Annotated in this window: 20 protein-coding genes; 13 read left to right on the plus strand and 7 right to left on the minus strand. The window is 59.2% G+C overall.

Going from position 1 to position 24649, the window contains the following annotated elements; translation table 11 throughout:
• Nucleotides 1-82 precede the first annotated feature (82 nt).
• From BGIM_RS59175 to BGIM_RS55140, 12 genes are all read left to right on the plus strand, one after another.
• A complete protein-coding gene (locus BGIM_RS59175; protein ID WP_020475356.1) occupies nt 83-637 on the plus strand; it encodes an SMI1/KNR4 family protein in 555 nt (184 codons plus the stop codon).
• Between the two features lie 268 nt (nt 638-905).
• On the plus strand, nt 906-1793 hold the full coding sequence (gene dapA, locus BGIM_RS0140725) for a 4-hydroxy-tetrahydrodipicolinate synthase (RefSeq protein WP_020475358.1): 888 nt from the start codon (nt 906-908) through the stop codon (nt 1791-1793).
• 273 nt (nt 1794-2066) lie between these two features.
• Nucleotides 2067-3122, plus strand: a complete 1056-nt coding sequence (locus BGIM_RS0140730; protein ID WP_029631666.1) for a DUF1559 domain-containing protein — start codon at nt 2067-2069, stop codon at nt 3120-3122.
• Between the two features lie 46 nt (nt 3123-3168).
• A complete protein-coding gene (locus tag BGIM_RS59180; RefSeq protein WP_020475360.1) occupies nt 3169-3621 on the plus strand; it encodes a hypothetical protein in 453 nt (150 codons plus the stop codon).
• Nucleotides 3622-3649: 28 nt separating this feature from the next.
• The gene (locus BGIM_RS0140740; RefSeq protein WP_020475361.1) at nt 3650-4660 is read left to right on the plus strand and encodes a hypothetical protein; all 1011 of its coding nucleotides are present in this window, start codon (nt 3650-3652) and stop codon (nt 4658-4660) included.
• A gap of 6 nt (nt 4661-4666) precedes the next feature.
• A complete protein-coding gene (locus BGIM_RS0140745) occupies nt 4667-5590 on the plus strand; it encodes a hypothetical protein (protein WP_020475362.1) in 924 nt (307 codons plus the stop codon).
• Between the two features lie 51 nt (nt 5591-5641).
• Nucleotides 5642-6190, plus strand: coding sequence for an ECF-type sigma factor (locus tag BGIM_RS0140750; RefSeq protein ID WP_020475363.1), 549 nt, complete (start codon nt 5642-5644; stop codon nt 6188-6190).
• A 70-nt stretch (nt 6191-6260) separates the two neighbouring features.
• Entirely contained in the window at nt 6261-9407 is a 3147-nt protein-coding gene (locus BGIM_RS59185) for a protein kinase domain-containing protein (RefSeq protein ID WP_202947387.1), read from the plus strand.
• A 166-nt stretch (nt 9408-9573) separates the two neighbouring features.
• Nucleotides 9574-10188 (plus strand): hypothetical protein, encoded by a 615-nt coding sequence (locus BGIM_RS0140760; RefSeq protein ID WP_020475365.1) that lies wholly within the window; start codon nt 9574-9576, stop codon nt 10186-10188.
• Nucleotides 10189-10323: 135 nt separating this feature from the next.
• On the plus strand, nt 10324-11727 hold the full coding sequence (locus BGIM_RS0140765) for a sigma-54-dependent transcriptional regulator (protein ID WP_020475366.1): 1404 nt from the start codon (nt 10324-10326) through the stop codon (nt 11725-11727).
• Nucleotides 11728-11922: 195 nt separating this feature from the next.
• Nucleotides 11923-12534 carry a hypothetical protein gene (locus BGIM_RS0140770; protein ID WP_020475367.1) on the plus strand — a complete coding sequence of 204 codons (612 nt, stop codon included), beginning with the start codon at nt 11923-11925 and terminating at the stop codon, nt 12532-12534.
• A 216-nt stretch (nt 12535-12750) separates the two neighbouring features.
• Nucleotides 12751-13668, plus strand: a complete 918-nt coding sequence (locus BGIM_RS55140) for a protein-tyrosine phosphatase family protein (RefSeq protein WP_157369808.1) — start codon at nt 12751-12753, stop codon at nt 13666-13668.
• A gap of 110 nt (nt 13669-13778) precedes the next feature.
• Here the strand turns inward: BGIM_RS55140 and BGIM_RS55145 are convergent, their stop codons facing one another.
• From BGIM_RS55145 to BGIM_RS0140810, 6 genes are all read right to left on the minus strand, one after another.
• Nucleotides 13779-14216, minus strand: a complete 438-nt coding sequence (locus BGIM_RS55145; protein WP_020475369.1) for a hypothetical protein — start codon at nt 14214-14216, stop codon at nt 13779-13781.
• Between the two features lie 212 nt (nt 14217-14428).
• Nucleotides 14429-17593 carry a cellulase family glycosylhydrolase gene (locus BGIM_RS59190; protein WP_020475370.1) on the minus strand — a complete coding sequence of 1055 codons (3165 nt, stop codon included), beginning with the start codon at nt 17591-17593 and terminating at the stop codon, nt 14429-14431.
• A gap of 317 nt (nt 17594-17910) precedes the next feature.
• The gene (locus BGIM_RS66205) at nt 17911-18396 is read right to left on the minus strand and encodes an EF-hand domain-containing protein (protein WP_020475371.1); all 486 of its coding nucleotides are present in this window, start codon (nt 18394-18396) and stop codon (nt 17911-17913) included.
• Nucleotides 18397-18431: 35 nt separating this feature from the next.
• A complete protein-coding gene (locus BGIM_RS0140800; protein WP_020475372.1) occupies nt 18432-19127 on the minus strand; it encodes a dioxygenase family protein in 696 nt (231 codons plus the stop codon).
• Nucleotides 19124-21220, minus strand: coding sequence for a serine/threonine-protein kinase (locus BGIM_RS55160; protein ID WP_020475373.1), 2097 nt, complete (start codon nt 21218-21220; stop codon nt 19124-19126). The genes BGIM_RS0140800 and BGIM_RS55160 overlap by 4 nt, the downstream gene beginning before the upstream one ends.
• Nucleotides 21217-21822 carry a sigma-70 family RNA polymerase sigma factor gene (locus BGIM_RS0140810; RefSeq protein ID WP_020475374.1) on the minus strand — a complete coding sequence of 202 codons (606 nt, stop codon included), beginning with the start codon at nt 21820-21822 and terminating at the stop codon, nt 21217-21219. The genes BGIM_RS55160 and BGIM_RS0140810 overlap by 4 nt, the downstream gene beginning before the upstream one ends.
• A gap of 265 nt (nt 21823-22087) precedes the next feature.
• On the opposite strand from BGIM_RS0140810, the gene BGIM_RS0140820 reads away from it, so the two are divergent.
• Nucleotides 22088-23011, plus strand: a complete 924-nt coding sequence (locus BGIM_RS0140820) for a hypothetical protein (protein WP_020475375.1) — start codon at nt 22088-22090, stop codon at nt 23009-23011.
• A gap of 17 nt (nt 23012-23028) precedes the next feature.
• Here the strand turns inward: BGIM_RS0140820 and BGIM_RS0140825 are convergent, their stop codons facing one another.
• Entirely contained in the window at nt 23029-24642 is a 1614-nt protein-coding gene (locus BGIM_RS0140825; protein WP_020475376.1) for a sulfite reductase subunit alpha, read from the minus strand.
• Nucleotides 24643-24649 lie beyond the last annotated feature (7 nt).

The raw sequence follows: 24649 nt of genomic DNA on the forward strand, positions 1-24649 counted from the left end.
AAACCCTTGGTTTTTACGGATGTTCGTCATTGTTTCTGATGGCTCTTATTTTAGACGAGCTTTAATGTGAAAGGAATCATTCATGGCTGTCAAGGAACTTGTTTCATTCATCCCGCCCCCAACTTCTCCATTAGAAGTTGGCGATCAGTCCACATGGTCAAGCATCGAAGCTGAGTTGGGCTCGCCGCTCCCGTCGGATTACCGGGATTTCGTTTCCACGTATGGTACTGGTCTTCTGGCAAACCTCATCAATGTCTTCAATCCGTTCTCACGAGGCGAATACCGCAATTTGTTGCAATCAACAAAGCGAATTTTGGATATTGCCCGAACATTGAAAATAATCATGCCCGAACGAATGCCATATGCGATATTCCCCGAAATTGGGGGGATGCTTCCTTGGGCCACTGACGAAAATGGCAACTGGTATTTTTGGCTGACAGAAGGATCACCCGACGAATGGCCGGTGATTGCAGGCAACTCAAGAGACGTTGATTTTCAACGGTTCGATATTCCTATGACCACATTTTTGGCCAAAGCCTTGAAACGAAAAATTACCTGCAAGTTTTGGGCTTCCGATTACCCAACCTTAAAGTACGCAAAACACTCATCCTTTCGCCCGGTCAGTTACATTGACTGACGGACTAATACCCACTCTCTCCACTTCGGGATGCGGAAATTCTTGTACTCAGCCAGGGCCGCAATGGTGATCGGGCTCAAGTTCTTAAAGGACATTTCCCTGACCCGCGTATGCCGGATCAAGTTGGAGAACTCGATCCGGTTCGACGAGATCATGCTGAGATTCGAGGTCTTCGATCATGCCGATTAGGAAGTTGTTGCGATGACAAACTCGCGAAATCGGACGTAGAACAGATACCTAGTCGAGTCACTCAAACAAGGGAAAACACATGCTTCAAGTCCAAGGAATCATCCCGCCCATCGTCACGCCGATGACACCTGATGAAGAGGTGGATCACAAGAAACTCAAAGAAATCATCGACTGGCAGATCGAGTGCGGCGTCAACGGCATCTTCGTCATGGGCACCACCGGCGAGTGCTATGCGCTCTCAGACGAGGAGAAGCAGCGGATTGTTGCCACGGCGGTGGAGCATGTGAACAAACGGGTTCCGGTGTATGCGGGAACGGGGGCCGAGACGACGCGCGAGGCGATTCGGCACACCAAGATGGCCGAGCGGGAGGGCGTCAACGGGGTGTCGGTCATCACGCCGTATTTTGTGATGCCGAATCAAAGCGAGATCGCCGACCACTATCGCCGGGTCGCGGCGGCCACATCGCTGCCGGTGATCCTGTACTCCAACCCGGCGACTTGCGGCGGGCTGAAAATCGACCCGGACACGATTGCGAAGCTAGCTCAAGTTCCGAATATCGTGGCGGTCAAGGATTCGTCCGGCGATCTCACCAACCTGATCGAAACCGTGCGACTGGTTCCTGACACGTTCGCCGTGCTTCAGGGGCGCGACACGCTGATCGCCCCGGCCCTGATGTTCGGCGCCCGTGGCGCAGTCCCGGCGTCGTGCAACATCGCCCCGAAGTTGCTGGTCGAAATTTATGAGAGCTTCGTGGCCGGAGACATCGAAAAGTGCCAGTCGGCCCAAGCCCGCCTCAGCCCGGTGCGACTGGCTCTGATGATCGGCACGGCCCCCGGCGTGGTGAAACAGGCGATGGCCCTGTGCGGCCGTGATGTCGGCCCGAGCCGTTCGCCCATCGCCCCGCTTCCCCCGGAGAAGCGTCAGCAACTGGCCAAGATCCTCGGCGAGGCCGGATTGCTGGCGTGATGAGAGATTGAGTGCCGCAGGGATTCAACACGATCACCCTGGGTCATATTTTTACACCCTTCCGGCGATCAAGCACATTTTGCAATAGTTCAGACCCCTCATCTTCCATGAGGGGTCTCCGCACCCATGTGACGCTCATTCAATTTCAAATCCGTTTTCAATCCCACAAATTTCTTCACCTTAAATTCATGTTATTGTGCTGTCTTCCTTCAAGCGAGACTGGCATATTACTCTCACCCACCCGCCACCCCGCCTCATTTTTGCAGGACATCAATGTTTAATCGTTTATCGACGCGACGTGTTCGTTTCGGAACACTTGGGCGCGCATCACAGGCTCGATTTGGTTTTACGTTGATTGAACTGCTGGTTGTCATCGCCATTATCGCCATCTTGATCGGCCTGTTGTTGCCGGCCGTGCAGAAGATCCGCGAAGCTGCCAACCGGATGAAATGCTCCAACAATTTGAAACAACTTTCGTTGGGGCTGCACAATTATCACTCAGCCATGGGCCAGTTCCCCCCCGGCACAGTGAACAAAAGCCCGGCTTCGGGATCAATCGCCGCCGGGGATGATCCCAACGGCCGAAATGGCGGCGGGGCGATCGGCATTGGCGGTCCTTGGATCTGCTTCATCCTGCCCCACATGGAACAAGACGCTCTCAATCGCAACTTCGAGAAGATCCAGGCCGAACGGCCCGAAGTGGTGGATTGGTTTGGCAATGGCACCTATGCCGCCACGCCGATTGGCAACCAGCATTTGAAAGCCATGGATTGCCCCTCCCATCCGTACACTGACGAGCAATTGGCCAACGGCACCGGCATGGAAGACCTGGCGAGAGGAAATTATTGCGCGTCATACGGGAAAAGCGGCTACGGCTCCAGTTACTATCAAGACGCCACCACGGGCGGAGTTTTCGGAAACAATTCGACGACTCACATCGAACACATCACCGATGGTTCGTCAACAACATTGATGCTGAGCGAATTGAAATATCGCCAGCCGAGCGCCAACGGCCCTTCCTACCAAGACACCCGTGGAACATGGGGATATGGAACGATGGGCGGAAATATCTTTAGCGCCCAAACCGGCCCGAATTCGGCCACTCCGGACGGTGTTTGGGGATGCCGCAACTTTCCGCAGGAAGGCATGCCCTGCGTCCAGGTCGGCAGCCCTTATTCCGGAATGTATGCGGCGTCCCGCAGTTACCACACGGGCGGCGTGAACGTGTCAATGGCCGACGGAAGCGTTCGCTTTGTCCGCGACAGCATCACCCTGACGACATGGCAGGCGATGGGTTCCCGTGGCGGCGGCGAGACGATCAGCGAGTGACCTGCCGTCGAGCCGCCTTCCCTTACATTCTCATCCGGAACCCGCCATGCGATTTTCCCGTGTGTTCGTGCTTTTCCCGTTGGCCTTTCTGATGTTCGCCGGGTGTGGCGAACCGGCCCTGTATCCCGTGAAGGGGCGGGTCATGTTTCAAGGCAAGCCGATGGCCGGCGGGGGTTCCATCTCCTTTATGCCGGTCGGCGATCAACCCGGCAAAACGGCCGGGGGAGAGATCGCCCCGGACGGAACCTTTGAGATGATGACCAACAAACCCGGCGACGGCTCGATGGCGGGCGAGTTTCGGGTGGTCATTCATCAAGTGGTCGAACAGGAACCGGAAGCCAGCCGCGATGGCGAGAAGGTTTCGCACAAATCACGAATGACCGTTCCGCCAGAGGATCGCATTCCGCCGATTTACCAAGACCCGCAAAGATCCCCGCTGACGATCACGGTGGAAAAGAAGTCGCCCAATCAGATTGATCTTGAGTTGAAGCGTCAATGAACGGCTTGTTGGTTCTTCCGGCGAACATATGAACCAGCCCGAGGCGTCGGCGGAGTTGTCCTCAATCCCTGTCGCCGCCGCACGCCCATCCCGATGGCTGTTCAGTCCGTTGATCGATCTGGTGTTCATTGCCAACATTGGCTGGCCGTTATTGCTTCTTGTGCCAATGTCGTCCGATTTTTTGGGACAGTCCGGCATCACTTTCTGGCGGTTGTATTTCATCACCACTCCGCACCGTTGGATCACCATGTTGATCCTCTGGACAGATCCGGGGCGGTTTCAAGAACGCCGGGCGGCTTACCTGGCAATCCCGCTCTTGCTTGGCGTTGCCGTGCTGGGAGTCCGATTCTCCGCCGGCGCGCTCACTTGTTTGCTGGTGATTGATTACATTTGGAACGCATGGCACTTCGCCGCCCAGCATCACGGCATCTACCGAATTTATGACCGCATGGATGATCCCGCGCCATCCTCGCGGGTAACCATTGAAAAGTGGGCCATGCGGGGATTCTTGCTGTATGTCACCTTCCGCGTGGCGACGGTCGGTCTGGTCGATCCGTCGTGGGAAGTTCTCCTCGGTCAATTCGATCTGGGTTCGCTGGCGATTCCCGCATTGTTGTTGTTCGCCAATCTGTGGCGGTCTCCCGGCGGTTCCCCCGGCCGGCTTGCCTACCTCTTGAGCATCTTGGGACTGTTCATCGCCATGCTATGGGCGGTTCACGTTCACCGGCCGGCTCTGGTGCTGGCACTGGCGACGGCTTCGGCCATTGCCCATGCGGTCGAGTATCTCGCCCTTGTGTCGTGGTCGGTGCGACAAAACCAGACAAAGCGCCCGTCCTCAACGGGCTTGCTCGGCTGGTTCGCCGTGCGCTGGGCGATCACGCTGGCGGGATTCATCGGCATTCTGGGGGTGATCGGCTGGCACGCGAATCAACAGATGGCCGAGGTGTGGCTGACGGTGAATGTGATCGTCGCGTTTGTGCATTACGCCTACGACGGGCTGATCTGGCGCCGACCCGCCCTCAAGACATCCCCCGGATAAAACCTCATGGCCAGTCCGCTTGTCTTTCCCGATGTCGCGCTTGCCTATGGCTTGGGGGCCATCCCGCCGTTGTTGATGATGATCGGCTGGCTGAGGGGAAAGCCGCCCCGCACGGCCGACATCGGGCTGACGATCATCGTCGGCGTTTTATTGTCGCTGGGGGCGGGAAGCGTTTATGTGAAAGCCCGCAGTCGGCATGAGGCAGCGAAGCTTGATGAATTGCTGGAACAATCTCGAATCGCAGAGGCTCGCGTTCTCGCCAGACAGCTACAGGAATTGAACCCCGATCAACGGATTCGGAATCAACCGGTCGAACGTCTGGCTGATGATCTGGATCGCCTGATTGCCCGGCTGGAATCCCATGTGATGACGCCTCTTCTCTCAACGGCTTCCCCGGTCGCCCGATTGGAGCGAGCGCGAGAACTGGCGATACTGGATCGTCGCGAGGAAGCTTTGGAGACTTTGGAAAGCCTCGAAGGAACGCCTTTTTGGCCCGAGGGCCTTCTCTTGCGGGGCGTCATTCGAGAGAACGAAAATCAGCTCACCGAAGCGTTGACGGCCTATGAATCGGCCCGCTCCGCATGGAGGGAACATCCCGAATTCCCCGGCCGGCCCGGCGGCCTGATCCGGGCGCAAACGGGGATTCACTATTCCCTGCGACAACTGGGCCGGGTCGCCGAGGCTGAAACTGAATTGGAACAACTCTTGTCAATGTCTCCGACCGCGGAGCACCATTTTCTGGCGGCCCGGTTCTTTGAGGACATCCAGCGTGTGGAGGAATCCCAAACGCACGCCCGCGAAGCGATGCGGTTGGATCCTAAACGCTACAACCAGCAGGGCCGCGAACTCATCAACAAACTGGCGACCTCTCACTTTGGTTGTTTTCGCGTCGATGACGACCGACCGGCGGCGCGGCCGGGATGGAAATAACCGGTCAAATTGACGAACATCAAGCTCGCCGTGTCTGTAAATTGAATTGTTATGTCCGATGTCACCCGATTGCTTGAAGCCGCCACGGCCGGGAATCGGCAGGCGGCCGCCGAGTTGCTGCCGCTTGTTTACGACGAGTTGCGGAGGCTCGCCGCCGCGCGGATGGCGGCCGAGGCGGCCGATCACACCCTCCAGCCCACCGCCCTTGTGCATGAGGCTTATGTCCGGCTTGTCGGGCCGACGGACGACGCTCGCTGGGAAAATCGCGGCCATTTTTTCGCGGCGGCCGCCGAGGCGATGCGCCGCATTCTCGTGGACGCGGCCCGGCGCAAGCATCGTGAAAAACGCGGCGGTGGGATGGCAAAAGTCGAACTGTTGGATGTCCGCACGCGCGATCCCGACGAACGACTGATTGCCTTGGACGATGCCCTTGAACAACTTGCCTTGACGGACTCGCTGGCGGCAAGAGTGGTCGAATTGAGGCAGTTTGCCGGGCTGGGGCATGAGGAAATTGCCGCCATGCTCGGGCTGACGGTCTATGCCGCCCGCCAGAAGTGGACTTTCGCCCGCGCCTGGCTGCGGAAGGCGATGACGGAATAATTTTTTGGTTTTTTCGACAGCGAACACTCGAAACGTCGCATTGATGGTCAAACAACACCGGAGCGATGTCATGTCCGCCGAGTTTGCCCGAGTCGAGGCCCTTTTCCTGGGCGCGATTGAGATTGCCGATGCCGCCCAACGGACGAAGTTTCTGGATGAGGCTTGTGCCGGGGACGCCCCCCTCAAAGAGCATCTCGCGGCCCTGTTGCGCGCCCACCATCAGCCGGACAGCCTGCTCGATCAGCCGATTGTTCAATCAGCTGAACCAGTTATCACCCGGACACATGATGGTCCCGCTTTCAACAGGGACTCCGGGGACGAGGAACTTGGCTTTCTGACGCCTTCCGAACGCCCGGATTCAATGGGGAGGATCGGGAATTACGAAGTCCTTCAAGTAATTGGCAAGGGGGGCTTCAGCATTGTCTTTCGGGTGTTCGACGAGGTGTTGCAACGAGTGGTCGCCCTGAAGGCCCTTTCCCCGGCAATGGCGGTCACCTCGCCCGCTCGCAAGCGATTCTTGCGGGAAGCCCGGTCGGCGGCGGCCGTCCGGCATGAGAACGTCGTTCAGGTTCATGCTGTCGAGGAACAGCCGCTGCCGTTTTTGGTGATGGAGTTTATCCCCGGTGAAACCCTTCAACAGCGGATCGACCGCACCGGGCCGTTGGAGACCGCCGAAGTCTTGCAAATCGGCCGGCAAATCGCCGAAGGGCTGGCCGCTGCCCACGCCACCGGGCTGATTCATCGTGATATCAAGCCGAGCAACATTCTCGTCAATTCCGGGCCAACTCCGGTGGTGAAAATCACCGATTTCGGTTTGGCCCGCGCGGTGGACGACGCCAGCCTGACCCGCAGCGGGGTGGTGGCCGGCACGCCGATGTACATGGCCCCGGAACAAGCGAAGGGAGAACAACTCGACCACCGTGCCGATTTGTTCAGCCTCGGAAGCGTGTTGTATGTGATGTGCACGGGCCGCCCGCCGTTCCGGGCCAATTCGACGCCCGCCGTGCTGAGGCGAGTGACCGAAGACATCCCCCGGCCGATCCGGGAGATTGTCCCCGAAACACCGGAATGGCTGTGCCTGCTCATCGAAAAGCTGCACGCCAAAAACCCGGCCGACCGCTTCCAGACCGCCCGCGAAGTGGCCGACATGCTTGCCGATGGCGGGGCCAACATCAAGCCACGTAAGGTATTTGGCCATCCGGCCCGCACGTCCGGCGGGAAGCCGGGGAGGCTCCGGAAATGGGTATTGATCACCGCCATCTTGATGGCCCCTTTGTTGTTTTTCGCCATCGTGACCGCGTCTTATTTCTTCTCCCAAATATCCCCGCCAAGGAGGCCCGAACTGGTTGATGGTCCGGAAATCAACAAGCCCATTCCGAACAACGACGGCTGGGAATCACTCTTCAACGGCAAAGATTTGACGGGTTGGGATGTCGACACCACCACGAAGGGGGGCCTTTGGACTGTTGAAGACGGCTTGCTAAAAGGAACGGGGAAGTCGGCAATGCCTTTTTTGCTGACCACCCGGCGAGAAGACTGGGAGAACTTCCATCTGCGAATGACTGCCCGACTAAACCAAGGCGCGAGCGGCGCCATTTCCGTTCGTCGTTCTCGCGCGAGTCGATCAGGGTGGGTGACCCTCAAACTTGAACATCGCAACCCCGGCGAACTTGTCGTCTGGCGGCCCGGTCCACTGAAAGCAGATGCGGATGCGGCTTCGAGTGAAACGACGATACGCCTCAAGCCGGGCGAATGGTTCGATCTGGAAATCATTGCGGATGGCGCGAAGTTCGAGACGAAGATCGACGGCACGCCAGTGATCGCCATGTCCGTCCCCGTGATTACGGGAAGTTCCGGCGCCGGTGGCAGCATCGCCCTGCGAGTCGATAACGCCAGCAGCAAGATGTGGGTCCGTTCAATCGAGGCCAGGGAAACGGCTCTTCAAGAACGCATCAACAGTTTTCGAGCAATCAATGTGGCTTATCAGCTGTACGCCGGAAAACATAAGCAAAATCCTTCCAACGCCGGAGATTTGCGACCATATCTCACGGATAATCCCAAAGCTTGGGAGATATTGAACAGTGACACCATGGTGTTTCTCTACGGGCGCACATCCGAAATGATAAACGTGGATCCTTCTCGTCTAGCATTGGCTTACGACTCGCAAACTCCAACCACAGGCGGGCTAGTCCTCACGCGAGACGGAAAAGTCCGGGAGGTCACTCCATGGGCTTTTGGTTACCTCAAGGGCATTCCCCAGAGGAAGGATGAAAAATGGGCCAGTCTCTTCAATGGCAAAGATCTAAAAGAATGGGTTTCGGTGCATAACCCCAAGAAGAACATTGCCGATTTTTGGAGATTTGATTTCGAGCGGTTGATTACCCAGGGAGAACCAAACGGGGGCTATCTCCGAACCGAAAAAAAATATCGCGAATTCCATCTTCGTTTCGAGTGCGAGTCGAGGATATCCTCGCCGAGGTCAATGATTGTTGGCACGGCGCTTTGGGGATTGCAAGAACCGGATGATTTCCAGAAACCGCCTATGGCCGCGAAATTGGAACTGGTACAAGAGCCGAATGCCAATCCGCTTGGCAAGGTTTATACGTTCCGGCCGGGGATGATGGAAATCCCACCCGAGAATATTCGAGGAGGTGGAAACTTGGATGATCATAGGAATCGGGTGGAATGGAATCGGGTGGAAGTAATCAGTCGGGCAAATGAGCTAGAGATCCGAATCAACGGGGAAGGCCGGATTTTCAAAAATTATCAACCGGTCGCTGGATATTTGGGATTCGGCCATGTCCAACAGGGAACAATCTATCGAAACGTCGAGATCCGGGAAATGACGCCCGCATCGCCGGCCGATGATCCAAGTGTTCAACATTTGCGGGAAAAAGTCTCGGCATTCGAAAAGGAATTGGAGTCCACGAAGATCCGAGTCGATGCCGGAATCGGCACGGAACTGGACCTCTTGGCCTCGGAAGCCGGGGTGATCAAGGCTGGAATCGAACTGGCGGAGGTAAAACGCGACTCCGGCGAGGTCAAGCGATTACTCCATGTGCTGGCTGGCAATCTTCAGAGAAGGCGAAAGATCATGGAGATCCGGGTGGAGGCGGGCGTCTTGTCCGAGGATGCCTTAAATCCCATCAATGCTCAGATCGCCGATGTCAAAGCCCGGCTTGCCAGGGAGGGCGTGAAGCCGTCGGCTGCCCCATAGGCTTTCATCCCTCGAATTTTCGGACACGCATTCCACGATTAAGGCTGGTCGGCCCCGACGGTTAAATCTTTTACAGGAGGCGAATGCGTCCGGTCGAACAGCCCCGGCCCGCCTACAATTCGGGGGGTGAAGTGTTGACGACGTTTCCGATGGAGCAAGGACTCTCATGAACATCCCGTGGTGGGGCTATGTGATTCTGGCGGGGCTGGCTTGGGGCACTTATGTGCCGATCATTTTTTACGGGGGAACGGAACTGACCACCCGGCCGGGGACGGTCGGAGGGCGACTGGCCTCCATCCTGTGCGTCGGCATCGCCTACTTTGTGATGGCGGTTGTGATTCCGCTCGTGCTGATGAGCATCCGGGACGACGCCAAGCCGGAATGGAAGACGAACGGGCTGATTTTCAGCAGCCTGGCCGGCATCGCCGGGGCCGTCGGCGCCATCTGTGTGATCTTCGCCAGCAAAGCCGCCGTGGACACCGCCAAACTGGAAGGTGTCAATCCGGCAACCTATCGGATTTACATTGCCCCGTTGATCTTCAGCCTCGCCCCGGCGATCAACACGCTCATGAGTCTCATCTGGCATCCCAAGCCAAACGACCCGTGGAACTTTGGCTTCGAGGTGCCCGGCTGGAAACTGCCGGTGGGCATTCTCTTTGTGGCTTTGGGAACGTTTCTGGTGCTGTTCTCGAAGGAAGAAGCCGAAGCCCACAAGGGCGCCCCGAAACCGGCGGTCGTCACCCCGCCTCCCGAAGAGGCGCCCAATCCCGCGAGCTCGTGAAGAAAAGGTGATAAAATTCGGAAGATGGCAAGATGGCCAAATTCGTCCGTTTGGTGTGATTCAAATGAATCCAAACCATCAACGGAATGAATTTGGCCATCTTGCCACGTCCGGGATTTTCAAATCGGAGCCATCATGCCCGCCGGTATTCTGATCGTCGATGACGAACAAGCGATCTCTTGGTCGCTGCGCAAGGCGTTCGAGCGGCAGGGGCATCGCGTCGGCGTGGCGGCATCCGCTGAATCGGCTTTGGAACAGACTCCCGGCCTCAAGCCGGATGTGGTGATCCTTGATGTGCGGCTTCCCGGTCTCGACGGGCTGAGCGTGCTGGCCAAGTTGCGTGAGTTGTCGAACAACGCCCCCATCATCGTCATCACCGCCCACGGCAATCTCTCCACAGCCGTGCGGGCGGTCGAGGGAGGGGCGTTCGACTATCTGGCAAAGCCGTTCGACTTGGCCCAGATTCAAGCAGTCGTGAACCGGGCGTTGGCCGGACGGATGGCCGAGACTCACGCCATTCCCCCGGACATGGCGCCCGTCGGCGAGGAGGAGATGGTCGGGCATGGTCTCGCCATGCAGGCCGTCTTCAAGCGGATCGCGTTGGTGGCCCCGACGGACGCCAGCGTCCTCATCACCGGGGAATCCGGCACGGGCAAGGAATTGGTGGCGAGGGCCGTCCACCGGCATTCCCACCGGCGGGCCTCACCGTTTCTGCCGGTGCATGTGGCTTCGCTGAATGCCAACTTGGTGGAAAGCGAACTGTTCGGCCATGTGAAGGGGGCTTTCACCGGGGCGGGCCAGAGCAAGCCGGGCCTGCTGGCGCTAGCCAACGGCGGCACGGTGTTCCTCGACGAACTGGGGGATATTCCCCTGCCGGTGCAGGCGAAATTGCTTCGCGTGCTGGAACATCAGGAAGTGTTGCCGGTCGGCGGAAGCGTGCCGGAGAAAATCAACGTCCGCATTCTGGCGGCCACCAACGCCGACTTGTTGAAACAGGTGAACGCCGGCCAGTTTCGACACGACTTGTATTTTCGCCTGAACGTCTTTGAGATCCGGCTGCCATCGCTCCGGGACCGCTCGGAAGACATCGATCAATTGGTGGCTTACTTTGCGCGAAAGTACGGCGCCAATCCAACCATCTCCGAGACGACCGCCGCATATCTGCGGTCGCGCACCTGGCCGGGGAATGTTCGTGAATTGCGAAACGCCATCGAACATGGGGCGATCATCTCCCGAGGCACGCCGCTGATGCCGGAGCATTTCCCGCCGCCGGTGAGCGTCATGGGAGCCGAAACGCTCAGCCAGCGCATCGGCGGCCTCGTGCGGGATTGGGTGCGGGATCAGGCGCAGCACACCGAAGAACCGACCGAACTTTATGACAAGATGCTGCAATTAACCGAACCGGCCCTGTTGGACGAGGCCCTTCAGCAAACCGGCAACAACCGCGTCGCCGCCGCCCGGAGGTTGGGGCTGGCGCGGGCGACGCTGCGGAAACTGCTGACCAAATATCGCCCAGCCGAGGCGGCGGACGATGAATAAAATACTGATTAATTCTATTTTATCTTAATCTTGTCAATCAACTTTTGGTTCGCCACGACATCTGGCGAACCTTCTCCCAATCGTTTCCATCATCCGATTCCGGCAGCCTTTACCCGCCAAGTCGGCGGCCGTAAGTTTGGGCAGGTGCCGCCAATGGGACTGAAACAGTTGGCTCGGTGGTTCCCGGAGACTTGGATGAAGCGTTCTTCCTTGATCATTTTGGCGTTTGGCGTCGTGTTGGGCACGGCCATCGGGCTTTTGCTGAACCCGCTGGTCAAAAGCGAGGGCCATCTTCAGGCGGCCCCTTGGCTGGAGATCGCTCATCGAGTTTGTACCGCGATTGGCGGCTTGGGGACATTCGTGACGCTCATCATCGTGGTGAGGCAATTCCGGCTGTTGCGGAATCAGTCTGAACTCGTCCAGAAAAATATTGTCACCTCAATGGAGTCTCAACTTTACGCGAGGCTTGATTCGTTCAACCGGTTTGTCTTCGAGCATTTCCAAGAATACGATCTGCTCGACATCCCCTTTCCCCAGCAAGTGTCATCAGACCAACGATCAAAACTCCATCGCATGTGCGAACTCGGCTACACGTTCTTCGAGGAAATCTTCAAACATCACATGCGGTTGAAACTGGAAGAGTCAGAGGATTGGGATGAATGGGAACAGAATCTCATCCACTTCTTTCGCAAGTCCTATGTCCGGGGTTATTGGAAAACCGTGTCCACGCGCTATGCCAAAAGTTTTCAAACTCTGGCGAATGACCTCGTCGTGAAAATGGAGAGGGAAGAGGCCGTCGCCAAGTGAAAGGCACCAGCAGGCGATAAGCCGTTACCCGGCAGGTGACACGATTCCCTACTCCAAAATTGATTAGTGGCATTGGCTTTTTCATGTTTATCCCCGGCAAATGACCGTTTTGTCGGCCTGGAAATAGTCTTGCCGGATTACATCTGGCCTATGACTGTTTGTTGTTAAGTTTTTCACATGGTTATCAACATGCTAAAATCCAACAGCCGCAACTGCATGATTCTCTTATCTTTGTTGCTCGCCAGTTGCACAAAACCTGTTCCAATCCCCGAGCAAACCACGGCGCCGCTTGAGCCGGTCATGGTTGGCAATCGTCCCGGCTTGCACAACGTCATCCGGCTCAACGATCATTTGCTGTCCGGGAGTTCGCCGGAGGGCGAGGCGGGGTTTCGTTCTCTTCAAGACTTGGGGGTCAAATTCATTGTCTCCGTGGACGGGGCGGCGCCGGAGGTTGCGATGGCCGCGAAGTTCGGGATGCGGTATGCCCACCTGCCGGTCGGGTATGATGGCATCCCGGCGGACACCGCCTTGAAGCTCGCGAAATTGTTTGCAATGGCCGAACGAGAGGGGCCGGTTTATGTTCATTGCCACCACGGGACTCATCGCGGTCCGGCGGCGGCGGTCGCCGGGCTTCGTTGTCGGGACGGACGTTGTTCCGCAAAACAGGCGGTCGACTTCATGAAGATGGCGGGGACCGATCCGAAATACGCCGGGCTGTACCGGGATGTGGAGGCGATGACCGCGAACGAACTGGCGGGAGTGGCGGGAGAATTCCCGCCGTCAGTGGCGACAGTGAACAACTTGGTGAAGCAAATGGTGAGCGTCGATGAACGGTGGGACCATGTGAAACTCATCCGGGCGGCCGGGTGGACAACCTCGAAGGGACACGCAGACTTGGACCCGGCCCATGAGGTGTTGCAACTGCGGGAACATTTCCGGGAAGCGGCTCGCCTGCCGGAGACGGCGAAGAGACCGGGTGAGTTTCAACGGCTGATGTCCGTCGGCGAAGAACTGGCCGGGAAACTGGAGGATGATTTGCGGGGAGGCAAAGAGAAAAGCGACCGAGAAACATTGTTTCGGCTCATCGGCGAAAATTGCACGGCCTGTCATCGGGAATTCCGTGACCGGAAGTAGCCACGAAAAAACCCCGGTGTCTTCTAAGGGACACCGGGGCCACAACCTCGGGGCAAACGGGGGTGCTAATCTCTGTTAAAAAAACCCCGGGAGTGATTCAGGAAACTGATTTAGGCCTTCAGGGAACGCCCGATCAGCAACCCGAGGCCGAAGCCCACGAGCAGGGCGGGAACCGGGTGTTTCTTCACCACGTTCGTGAGTTCGCGGCCAAAGTCGGACACTTTTTCGGAGGTCGCCTCATAGGCATCCTCGGCATACTTCTGGACTTTGTCCCCGGCCTTCACGGCCACGTCGCGGGCATCGTGGACGAGATGGCTGGCCTTGTCGCGGGCGTCATGGACAAAGTCTTTGGCCTTGTCAAAGGCTTGTTCCGCGTTGCCAGTGACGGCGTCCGCGGCGTGTTGGGCACCATCCTTCACGGTGTCGATGACGCTTCCAAAGCCGGACTTGCTCCGGTCGGCGGCGTTGGCGGCCGCGTCCGTGGCTTGTTTGGCTTTGTCGGCGGTGGCGTCGATGCCGTTCTTCACGCGATCCTTGAGGTCGTTCATCTCAACACTCCTTCAATAAAACGCAACCGGGAAAGTGTCGCGTTGTTGCTTCGTTGAATACCCCGGCTTGGCGTTGGCCGGATGATTGAAGGGAAACAGATGCACGAGGCGTGCCAAAAACGGAAAGCGGCCAAATCTCTCTGGATTTGCCGCTTTCGGTGGGAAGTTGTGCGAGGGGGTTCCGAGGGGTGTGAACGACCATGCCCACCGGCTCACGTCGCCAGTCCGGTCCACAGTAGATTGTTTAGCAAACCGTTAAAATGACCCGGTTCGGCCACCACATGGATGGTCACCGAACCATAGGCCGGCACGGTGTTGGCGGCCGGAAAGGATTGGAGATTGTAATGGTCTCCGTCCCGCCGGGAGACGAACGCCCCGGCAACGGACGTGATGGTGATCGGAGCGTCGAAGGCCAGTTGCCAGTCGTTCACATCCGTTGAACGAGGATTGATTAGCACGATGTCGAAGCTCACGCTTCCCGCCGTGCTGACGACATTGGCCACTTGAACCGGCACGGTCGGGTTGTCGTCGTCGATGATCGTTCCCGTGCCGGTTGATGAGCTGATTTTTGCCCCCGTCGGCGCCGACAGGATCAGTTTCACCGTCTCGTTGGTCTCGCGGATCGTGTCGCCGATCAATTTCACGGTGACCGTTGCGCTGGTCTCACCGGGGGCGAAGGTCAACGTGCCGCTGGTCGCCAGATAATCCTTCCCGGCGGTGGCAGTGCCGTTGGCCGTGCGATACCTCACCGTCACCGGCGTCGGGGACGGACCGGAGAGCGTCACGGTGAACGTCAGTTCTGGCACGGGCACAACCGCCGGGGGAAGCGTCGCTTGGATTTCCTGGAGCGGAATCAGGATCTTGTACACTGGCGTGTCCCAATTAGCCCCGGAGAGAGTGCTGCCGGGATTGGCGCTGGGATTGATGGCGAAGTGCGCCCACGACATGCCGAGGTTCGTTCCCTTCAAGTCGCTTCGGCCATCGCCGTTTTTGTCCCCCGAGAGGTAGTTAATCAGGGCGGGATACCATTGTTGGTCTGTGGTATTGTCCAACGTGGAGCCAAACTCGCCGAGCCAGATCGGGGCGATGTTATTCCAATACAGATAGCCCCAGCGATCATTCCAAACTTGATACAGGTTCATCGGGTAGTTCGTCGCGTGGAACCACGGTTGATCGGACACCGAAATCCCGTAATCGTGTGGAGAGTACACCAGTCGGTTTTTCACATTCAGCACGACGGGCTTCTTCAATGCTTCCGTCAGGTTGGCGCCATAGAACGCGGTGGTTTTGTCGTCGCTGCCCACGCCTTCGACGACGATCAGCAAGTTCGGGTTGATGGCCAGGATCGCGTTGCCCGCCCGCTCGGCCGCCAACCGCCAGTCGGGGCGGTTGCCGGGGCCGTCATCCCATACCGCTCCGGCAGAGCCGACGGCGTGGGGTTCGTTGCTCAGGTCCATGCCGATCACGGTGGTATTCCCGGCGTAGCGGGTCGCCAGCATTTGCCAGGCGGCGACCCAGTCATCTTCGGAAAACGTGCCGTCGTACCACAGGCCATTGGGGTTTGGTCCGCCGGTGTCGCTTCCGGTGAATGTGGGGAACGACGACCGATGGCAATCGAGAACCACCCGCAGGCCGATGCTTCCGGCGTAGTCGATGATCTTGTCGAAGATCCGCAACGGCGTGAGCCCGACCAGATCGGGGTTCTTGGAACCGTCGATCAACCCCGCCACCGAGGCGGCCGTCGTGCTTGGGGCGAATGTTTGCAAGGCGAACGGCAACCGGATCGAGTTGAACCCGAAATTCTTGATCGTGTCGAGGATGTCTTGGTAACTCCGCACGCCGAGTCCCTCGGGGACGCCGTTCAGTTCGGCCCCGTACCAGTTCTCGGAGGTCAGTTTCACCGGCTTGTTGTTCTGGTCGAGGATCTGGTTCCCGGCTGTCTTCAGGTAACCGGTTCCCTTGGCGGTGGTGTCCGTTTCGGTGGCAAACGGGTTATTGATCGTCAGCAACGGGGGCTGACCGGCGATGACTTCCACATTGGTAAAGTGACGAGTCCCGGTGACAATGCTGCCAATATCCCGGCCGCCGCCGCCATCGAAGGTGACGTTGCTCCGTCCCCCTGAAGTGACATCGTTCCCGAAGCCGCCGAGGAACTGTTCTGTTCCGGCTCCGGCGATCAGTGTGTCGTCCCCGAAGGAACCGTGGATCGTGTCGTTCCCGCCGCCGCCCGTCAGAAGATCGGAACCGTATCCGCCGGTCAGTGAATTATTGCCGGCACCGCCGTTGGCGGTGATCTTGCCGAAGACGCCCCGGCCCTCAATGAAGTCGGCACCGACTTGCTGGCCGACGGTCAGCGTGTCGTTCCCCCCGAGCAGGTTGATCGTGAACGGCGTGGACGCGGAATAGGTTCCCTTTAACACGCCATTGACATGAACTTGCACATCAACGCCGGCCTCCGCGAGATCCGGCGGCCCGATCAGGACGGTGTCGTTCCCCGCCGTCCCGGTGATGACCACGGGCTTCGTCACCACGGTCGGCCGGATGTGGAATGGGGCGATATTGTCCGCCGATGAAAAGGAGAGTTCTCCCCAACCGTAACCGGCGAAGTTCTCCGTGACAGCCGAAAGATAGGCGTAAGCAATCTGGTTCGGGTCGTCGGGCGTCGCCGCGCCGTCGTCGGTCGAGAGACCGAGCGTCCCGAAACCAAACTGACGTTGATATTCGCGGATCTTCGCGGACTTCACCCCCCAAATGCTGTCGTCGCCCGAATCGGCATCGGCGTCCGTGCCCGGTTCCGTGTATTGTCCATTGCTAACTTGGTAGCTCTCATACAAGTAATAATCGGAGGCTCCCAAATGCGTTGACAGTCCGGCCGGGTTATGGATGACATCCGACTCCGAGCCGAAGACATCGTCCGGGTGGAAGCCATTGGCGATGACTTTTAGTCCCAATTGATGGGCGTAATCAATGGCGGCATTCTGACGCGCCCGCGTGGTGAGGTAGTCGTAACCGAAGTCGTCAAGCAGCACGCCCTTCACGCCCATGTCGGCCCACTCATCCAGCTTGGTGTCAATCTGCGCGAGCGAGAAATTCGAGGCGCTGACGCCGAGATCGACATAACCAAAGAAAGAGGTCTTCGCGGTGAAGGGACTCTCCATGATCGCCGTCGTGTTGGCGTGATCCGGGTGGGCGGGACTTTCCAACCCCGCCCCCAACACAACCATGTCATACCGGCCAAACGTTTGGGCGGGAGAGGTGTTCGCATCGCCATCGTCAATGAGTGACGGATAGCCGTAATAAACAAGCAGACTGGCGGGCAAGGCGGCGGGCAGAACACGGTCGGCCAATTCCTCCAACCGCAGGCGAACGTGAGGCATGCGAAATTCTCTCATGATGATGAGAGAATTCTCGCAGGGATCAGCCGGAAGGACAACATCGGAACAAGAGAAGATTTGGCGTGAAGGCTTGCCTGGGTGTCAAATGTTCTTTTCGCCCGCCGGATGCGATTCATCGCTGTTTAAACAAGTTTTGGCACAGGATCAACGTTGTTCTCGCCATCGAAAAGTGCAATCGGCATGCCTGCGTGACTACTCGCGAGAGGAACACATGAAGACAAGATTGGCTATTGATCAATCATCAGGCCGAAAAGTCGGTGACTCCCGTGGTCTCTCGGCCTGACGAAACACCGCCGACATCACGAAGGACCGCCCGGACCTTTCCCTTGGCCGCCGGGGCCACCCGGACCACCCGGGCCACCCGGCCCCTTCCCTTGGCCGCCGGGGCCACCGGGGCCACCTTTTCCTTGACCGCCTTTCCCTTGACCGCCGGGGCCGCCTTTTCCTTGGCTGCTGCTGTTCTCGGTGGCCATTTGCTTGAAGAGCGTCTGGAGTTCTTCCTTGGTCACCACACCATCCTTGTTGGCGTCGGCCCGCTCGAACAGGCGCATCAGGCGCTCATCCGTGATTTCGTCTTTCGTCAGCTTGCCGTCGCCGTTCTTGTCGAACGTCATCATCTTGGCCACGGATTCATCCACCGTGGGAGCGGGGCCGCCACCGCCGCCCGGACCGCCGCCACCCGGACCGCCGGGGCCGCCTTTTTTGCCGCCGCCCGGCTGAGCTTCCGTAACGCCCGCAAGGCATAGCACGCCCGCGGTCAGAACCAGCATCAACAACGCTTTCATAATCATGTCTCCGAATTGAGAGGGGATGGGTGAAGTTAGGAATTCTTCTTGGACGGCAAATCGCGGTCGTCCGGCGTCCGGCCGATGACGATGTCAAACTTGGCCGTCAGTTCGCCGATTTTGGAGTCTTTCAATGGCTTGAAGTCCACCAGCACCAGTTCGCGGTTGATGGGGTCGCGCAGTTCGTTGAACACATGGTCGCGGGCGTTGCCGGCGTGGCCCGCCACCATGAATTGCGTGGTGAGGATATCGCGGCCCCCCTTCTTCACTTTCACGTGAATGTGCGGGGCGGGCCGGCCGGGGTACGGCACGGGTTTGATGGTGCGGAAACGATATTCCCCCGCCGAGGCCGTGGTGAATGTGCCGAAGCCCTGAAAGTTTTTGTCCTGTTGCTTGGATTTTGGCCCGCTGTCGGAAGTGTGCAGATACACTTGGTTCGCATCGCACTGCCAGATTTCGACGGTGGCGTCTTTGATCGGCTTGCCAGCGGTGTCCAGCACCCGGCCGGTCAGGTGCGTGATTTCGCCAATCGCCGGCGTGAGGTTCTTGTTGATGATAATCAGGTCGTTGTCCGTGTCGAGCGGCAGTTTGTCGGGGTAGAACGGCCCCTCCGTCTGACGCGGGGTGCGGAAAAGCTCGTCCGCAAATGCGGCGGGGCTGAGGAGAACCGTGCCGCCGAAGGCGAAACAGTTTTTCATGAAGAGACGGCGATTGGCCGGGACCATGTTCATCGCAAAGGCTCCTTGGTGTTAAAATCTTTCTTGGATGACGGCCCTCCGAAATCCTTCGGGCCGCCGTGTCTGCCATCGTCTTTTGAGCCGCCGTGATCCTTCGGCCCCCGCTTGGGGAACGGATCGGTGAACGCCACGCCGATCAGGGCGGCCCATTTTTCCCGCTGGGCCGGCGTGAGGACCGCCAACGCCTCCTCAGCCGGGCGGCGGTTTAGATCCAGCCGCCGAATCAAATCCCGCTGTTCGCGGGTGAGGCCCAGCTCAACAATCACCTCGGCATCAGAAAAAGCCCGCAGGGCATGCCGTTGCAGGGCAATCTGACCGAGCCGCCGGAATTGGGCCGGCGTCAGGATTTCGGCGACGACCGCCTCGTGTGCCCTCATGTCCGACAACGCTTCCGTCCCCCGCACCGGGCCTCGGGCGCGGATCTCCTGAACCATCTCGTCAATCCGGGCGGCCTGTTCGGGCGTTATCTCCAAGTCCCGCCGCACGGCCGCCTCGCTGAGCATCATGTGCCGCCCGGCGTTGCGGGCCAGCGTCAGGTCGTCGAGAATCGCCCGCACTTGCTGGCGGGTGGTCTCCAGATCAGCCTGCGCGTCCGGGTCATTCTGGCGCAGGTTGATCAGTTCCCGGTAGTAATCGAGGGCCGTTTCCAACAACCGGCGACGGACCTCATTGCTTGATTGGTCGTCTCGCAATTCCTCGTTGGCGATGCGGATCATCTCGTCCGCCGACCGTCTCGCGAGGGCAAATCGCTCTTGAGCCTCCCCGGCCCGCTGGCGTTCGCGGTCGTAAGCCCCGCTGGTCCGTTGTTGTTCGCGGGCGATCAGGGCGATGCTGATGGTCAGCCCGATCACCCCGAACACGAGGAACAACCCCGTCGCCGCCACGGTTCCCGGATGACGGCGAAGCCACTTTTTCGTCTGGTCGAACAGCGACGGCGGCCGGGCGAGGATGGGTCGCTCGTCCAGAAACCGGCGAAGATCGGCGGCCAGTTCCCCGGCCGATTGGTAACGATCCTCCGGAGCCTTCGCCACCGCCTTCAGGACGATGGTTTCCAACTCGACCGGAACGCCCTTGTCCACGCTTCTCGGTCGTCGCGGCTCTTCGTTCAGGATGCTCCGCAACAAGGCGTTTCGGTCTTCTTGTGGATACATCGGTTGCAGCGTCAGGAGTTCAAAGAGCGTCGCCCCGAGGGAATACACATCACTGCGATGATCCACCTCCAGCCGTTTCCCGGCCGCCTGTTCGGGGCTCATGTATCGGGGGGTGCCGAAAATATCCCCCGTCTGCGTCATGGCTCCGTCGCTCGCCACTTGGGCCAGCCCGAAATCGGCCACCCACACATGCCCTTTCGATTCCAACAACAAATTCGCCGGTTTGATGTCCCGATGAACGACGCCCGCCTGATGGGCGTATTCCAGCGCGTCGGCCACCTGGGCCATCAAGTGGGCGGCGGTGCGATAGGCCTCCCGGCCGCGATCTGTCCGCGTCGAGCCGGTCGATTTTTTCTGTTCTCCCGTCCGGCGGCCGCTTAAGCAGATGGTGCTGATCTCGCCGATGGCGACCGGTTTTTCCCCTCGGGCCTCCCGGATCACCGCGTCGAGCGACCGGCCGTCGATCATTTGCATCGCATAAAAATGCGTGCCGTTCTCACAGCCGACGGCATGCACCGGCACGATGTGATTGTGATTCAACTGGGCCGCCGCGTGCGATTCTGTCTGGAACCGCTGCCGGGCCTTGGCATCCAGCCCGGCGGCGAACGGCAGAATCTTCAAGGCCACTCGCCGGCCGAGGGACACCTGCACGGCCTCGTACACGATGCCCATGCCGCCACGGGCAATCTCACGGACAATCCGAAAATCCCCGAGCAACTCCACTGCCGCCGGGCGACTGGCCGGCCGCATCGCCAGACCGGCCGCGTGGGCCAGTTCCATGCCGTCCAGACACTCGGCCACGGCCGTCTGCAATTCCAAGTGGCGCTGTTCATAAGCCCGGCGGTCGGGCCTCCGGCCGGCTTCCAGTTCCGCGAGGTATTCGCGGGCAATCCCGATCAACCGGGGGTCTTCGGTCTCGTCCTCGGTTGGTTTCAAGACTTCTCCCGCAAGGCGGCCCGCAGCGAGCCCAAGGCCCGCACCCAGATCTTTTCCACGCTGTCCACGGTCTTGCCCATGCGGGACGCGACCTCCGGAAAGCTCAATCCCTCCAAATGACGCAACACAATCACGGTTCGATAATGCTCCGGCAATCCGGCGATGGCCCCGGCCACGGCGAGCGACACCTCGCCGTGCATTAACTGTTCACTTGGCGTCCCCTCCGGGGAGACCGGCACGGCCGCCAGCATTGCGGACGACTGCCCCAAATCGGCGGCCAGCCCTTCCTCCAATCGGATGTCGCGGGCTTGGGTGCCGACATATCGCCGCACCTGGTTGGCCAGCGTTCCCGCCAGGATCTCCCGGAGCCAGACAATCAACTGGGCCTCTTCCGTCCCCCGGAACGCCGGAAAGTATTGGTGGGCATGCAGAAACACCTCCTGCACCAAGTCGGACTGGTCCACCTTTCCTTGCAACCGCCGGCCGATCTCAATGCCGGCCAGCACGCTCAAGTATTGGCGATACCCCTCCAGCAACCGGCCCAACACTTCGCTATCCCCGGCCTTCGCCGCCGCGAGGATCTCTCTCACGTCCCGGCTCATGACGGCCCCGCTTCTGCTATGAGGTTGGTAACGGGCGGAGGCGGATTACCGCCGCGCGATTTTGAGAAATTGTATTCTGGTGAAAAAGTCTTCGTGATTTGAAGACGGGCTGATCGGCTTCCAGCGGCCGTCAAGCATGGATGGGTCGTGTTGATTCTGCTCTGATGTAGAATCAGCAAAGAAGATTGAGGGAGCGCGATGAGATGATTGGGTGCGCAGCCGTCGGCCTGCCAGACAGCCGAAGTTTTCTTGGGCGGAGATGCCAATGATGAGCGATCATATCCGGCGTGCGTGTCCCGAATGCGGCAAGGAGTGTCAGTTTGAGGAAGGACTTGCCAGGGACATCGGCGTCTGTTGGGATTGCGGTGCCGAGTTCCTCATCGGGTCGGCCGGCAAAGGTCCGCCACCTCTGCCGGGAAAATCGCCGCCGCCTTTGCCTGTCAAATCCCCGCCCCCCCTGCCCGGCCAGTCTCCCCCGCCTTTGGGCGATGCCGGCCAGCGCGTGCGAGGGCCGGCGATTCTTGATGCGATGGCCGTTTGGTTTGAGCGGAAAGAGTTCCAAATCGAGGGGCAATGGCGAAACCCGAACAGCATGAAAGAGGTGTTGGTCGGCAAGGCGGCCGCGTTTGCCGCCAAAAGGCTGGCCATTGCCATGATCGGCCATTCCGTCCCCGGCTTGGGAATATCCATCAGCGGCGGGGCCAGTGAAAAAAAGGTCATCGCGGCGATGGAACCGCTCATTGAACTGACCGACTTCGTCGCGGTTCAGTTTTGCAGTCTTTTTTCAACGAGCAAGGCCAACCGCATCGTTGCCGTGATTCTCGGCGATGATACGCGGCCGGAGGAGATCACGCCGCGGTTTGAGAAGCTGATGGCGGCCGCCAAGCCAGTCGCCAAACTCGGGTTGAGGACGCACGGCCAGCACATCGGGATGGCGGTTTATCCGCTGATCGTTCACACCCGTTCCGACAGGTTTCGGAAAGACGCCGATTCGATTTTGCGACAAGGCTGGAGTATCTGGCGCTGGAGCAATATTCACCTGCGGGCGGCGGTGATCGACGCCGAGGCCCCGCGGATCGAATGGGCCAAAAACCCCGGCTTGGGCCACGGCGGCAGTTTGTTTGATATCAAGCCGCCATTCTCCGACACCGACGTTGCCGAGATGCTTCGCCCATCTTCGCCGTCCTGACAGACCACCGCTCATCCTCAGTAAACATCCCGCTGGTATCGCTTGGATTTGCTCAATGACTTGATGAATTCCGAAGCGACTTCGGGGGACATCTTCCCCTGTTCGGCCACGATCGCGTGCAGGGCATGATCGACATCAAGGGCCATTCGGCGAGCGTCGCCGCACACATAAAAGTGGGCGCCCTCTTGCAGCCACGACCAGATTTCGGCGGCGTTTTCCGTCATCCGGTGTTGGACATACACCTTTTCTTTCTGGTCTCTGGAGAAGGCGGTGTCCAGCCGGGTCAGGACTCCGGATTTCTGATATTGGGCCATCTCCTCCTGATAGAGAAAGTCGAATTCCCGGCGTTGATCGCCGAAGAACAGCCAGTTTTTGCCGGTGGCTCCGGTCGCGGACCGTTCTTCAAGGAATGCCCGGAACGGGGCGATGCCGGTTCCGGGGCCGACCATGATCACCGGAGTCTTGCCATCGGCGGGGAGCCGGAAGCCGGGCGAGACGTGGACGAACACGCCAGCCTTTTGCCGGGTTCGCAGCGTCTCAGTGAGGAAGTTGGAGGCCACGCCTTTGCGCAACCGGCCCCCTTGGGTGTAACGCACGACGCCGACGGTGAGATGAACCTCGTCCGGATGGGCCTTCAGCGAAGAGGAGATGGAATACAACCGGGGTTGTAACGGGGACAAGGCCGCGATCATTTCCGCAATGGGAGCGCGGGCCGAGGGGAATTGCCCCAACAAGTCGAGAACGTCCCATTCGGCCGGGATGCCCTCGACATCATCGTTGACCAATGTTTTGAGCGTGCCCGCCTCGGAGGAGTCGGACGCATGGCTGGCGAGCAGGGCCGCCAGTTGGTCGCTTACCTTGGTGATGACGAAGTGCTTGGCCAACGCGTCATAGGCATGAACCATCAGCCCTCCGGCGGCGGGGACGAGTTCATCCCCACGGGCGCCCATCGCCCTCAAAACGGCCTCGACCAGTTCGGGGTCGTTCTCCGGCAACAATCCCAAGGCATCGCCGACTTCGTAGGTCAGTCCGCTCCCTTTCAGGCTGAATGCCACGAGACGGACATCTTTCTCCGAACCCGGCTGGTTCAGCGGTTTGCATTGCAACAGCGGGGCATGAAACGGATTCTTCCGGTCATGCAACGCGGCCGCGTGGCCGTTCGTCGAGGGCTTCGCGACGGCGCCGTTTGATGATCCGTGGTGTCCGTTGGTCTCCGCCCTCGGGAGGGCTTTTCGGCCCGCGACGAGTTCCTTGAGTTTTTTGGCCGTGTCTTTCCCGCCGGGGGAACATTTGGTCAGGTCGGTTTCCTCGCCACAGGCAATCGCCTCGGAATAGGTCTGGCAGAGGTAGCCGCAGGCGCCGCAATCGAGTTGGGCCATCGCGGCCATCAGTTGCCGTTCCTGGGGGCGGCCGTCGGCGAGCTTCAACCGTTCATCCAGCGGCAAGGTCGGGTCATGCCACGGAAAATCCTCCTCCGCGACCGGGGCGGCCACGGGAGCGGTAGCCTCGCCATTGACGACAGCAGGCGAACCGCCGCGATCAAGCCCCAGCAGGCCGGCAAAGAATCCGTTCAGCCACGATCGTTGGGACGCGGAGAACGGAGCGGACTCGGGAAGGAGAGGAATCGCCATGATGCAA

The organism is Zavarzinella formosa DSM 19928 (assembly GCF_000255705.1).
Lineage (GTDB): Bacteria > Planctomycetota > Planctomycetia > Gemmatales > Gemmataceae > Zavarzinella > Zavarzinella formosa.

Coding starts and splice junctions, on each gene's coding strand:
- BGIM_RS0140750 (WP_020475363.1), top strand. CDS start 5,642: ATGTCCGATGTCACCCGATTGCTTGAAGCCGCCACGGCCGGGAATCGG.
- BGIM_RS0140765 (WP_020475366.1), top strand. CDS start 10,324: ATGCCCGCCGGTATTCTGATCGTCGATGACGAACAAGCGATCTCTTGG.
- BGIM_RS0140825 (WP_020475376.1), bottom strand. CDS start 24,642: ATGGCGATTCCTCTCCTTCCCGAGTCCGCTCCGTTCTCCGCGTCCCAA.
- BGIM_RS0140770 (WP_020475367.1), top strand. CDS start 11,923: ATGAAGCGTTCTTCCTTGATCATTTTGGCGTTTGGCGTCGTGTTGGGC.
- BGIM_RS0140820 (WP_020475375.1), top strand. CDS start 22,088: ATGATGAGCGATCATATCCGGCGTGCGTGTCCCGAATGCGGCAAGGAG.
- BGIM_RS59185 (WP_202947387.1), top strand. CDS start 6,261: ATGTCCGCCGAGTTTGCCCGAGTCGAGGCCCTTTTCCTGGGCGCGATT.
- BGIM_RS59190 (WP_020475370.1), bottom strand. CDS start 17,593: ATGCCTCACGTTCGCCTGCGGTTGGAGGAATTGGCCGACCGTGTTCTG.
- BGIM_RS55140 (WP_157369808.1), top strand. CDS start 12,751: ATGATTCTCTTATCTTTGTTGCTCGCCAGTTGCACAAAACCTGTTCCA.
- BGIM_RS0140740 (WP_020475361.1), top strand. CDS start 3,650: ATGAACCAGCCCGAGGCGTCGGCGGAGTTGTCCTCAATCCCTGTCGCC.
- BGIM_RS0140810 (WP_020475374.1), bottom strand. CDS start 21,822: ATGAGCCGGGACGTGAGAGAGATCCTCGCGGCGGCGAAGGCCGGGGAT.
- BGIM_RS66205 (WP_020475371.1), bottom strand. CDS start 18,396: ATGAAAGCGTTGTTGATGCTGGTTCTGACCGCGGGCGTGCTATGCCTT.
- BGIM_RS0140745 (WP_020475362.1), top strand. CDS start 4,667: ATGGCCAGTCCGCTTGTCTTTCCCGATGTCGCGCTTGCCTATGGCTTG.
- BGIM_RS59180 (WP_020475360.1), top strand. CDS start 3,169: ATGCGATTTTCCCGTGTGTTCGTGCTTTTCCCGTTGGCCTTTCTGATG.
- BGIM_RS0140760 (WP_020475365.1), top strand. CDS start 9,574: ATGAACATCCCGTGGTGGGGCTATGTGATTCTGGCGGGGCTGGCTTGG.
- BGIM_RS0140730 (WP_029631666.1), top strand. CDS start 2,067: ATGTTTAATCGTTTATCGACGCGACGTGTTCGTTTCGGAACACTTGGG.
- BGIM_RS55145 (WP_020475369.1), bottom strand. CDS start 14,216: ATGAACGACCTCAAGGATCGCGTGAAGAACGGCATCGACGCCACCGCC.
- BGIM_RS59175 (WP_020475356.1), top strand. CDS start 83: ATGGCTGTCAAGGAACTTGTTTCATTCATCCCGCCCCCAACTTCTCCA.
- dapA (WP_020475358.1), top strand. CDS start 906: ATGCTTCAAGTCCAAGGAATCATCCCGCCCATCGTCACGCCGATGACA.
- BGIM_RS0140800 (WP_020475372.1), bottom strand. CDS start 19,127: ATGAACATGGTCCCGGCCAATCGCCGTCTCTTCATGAAAAACTGTTTC.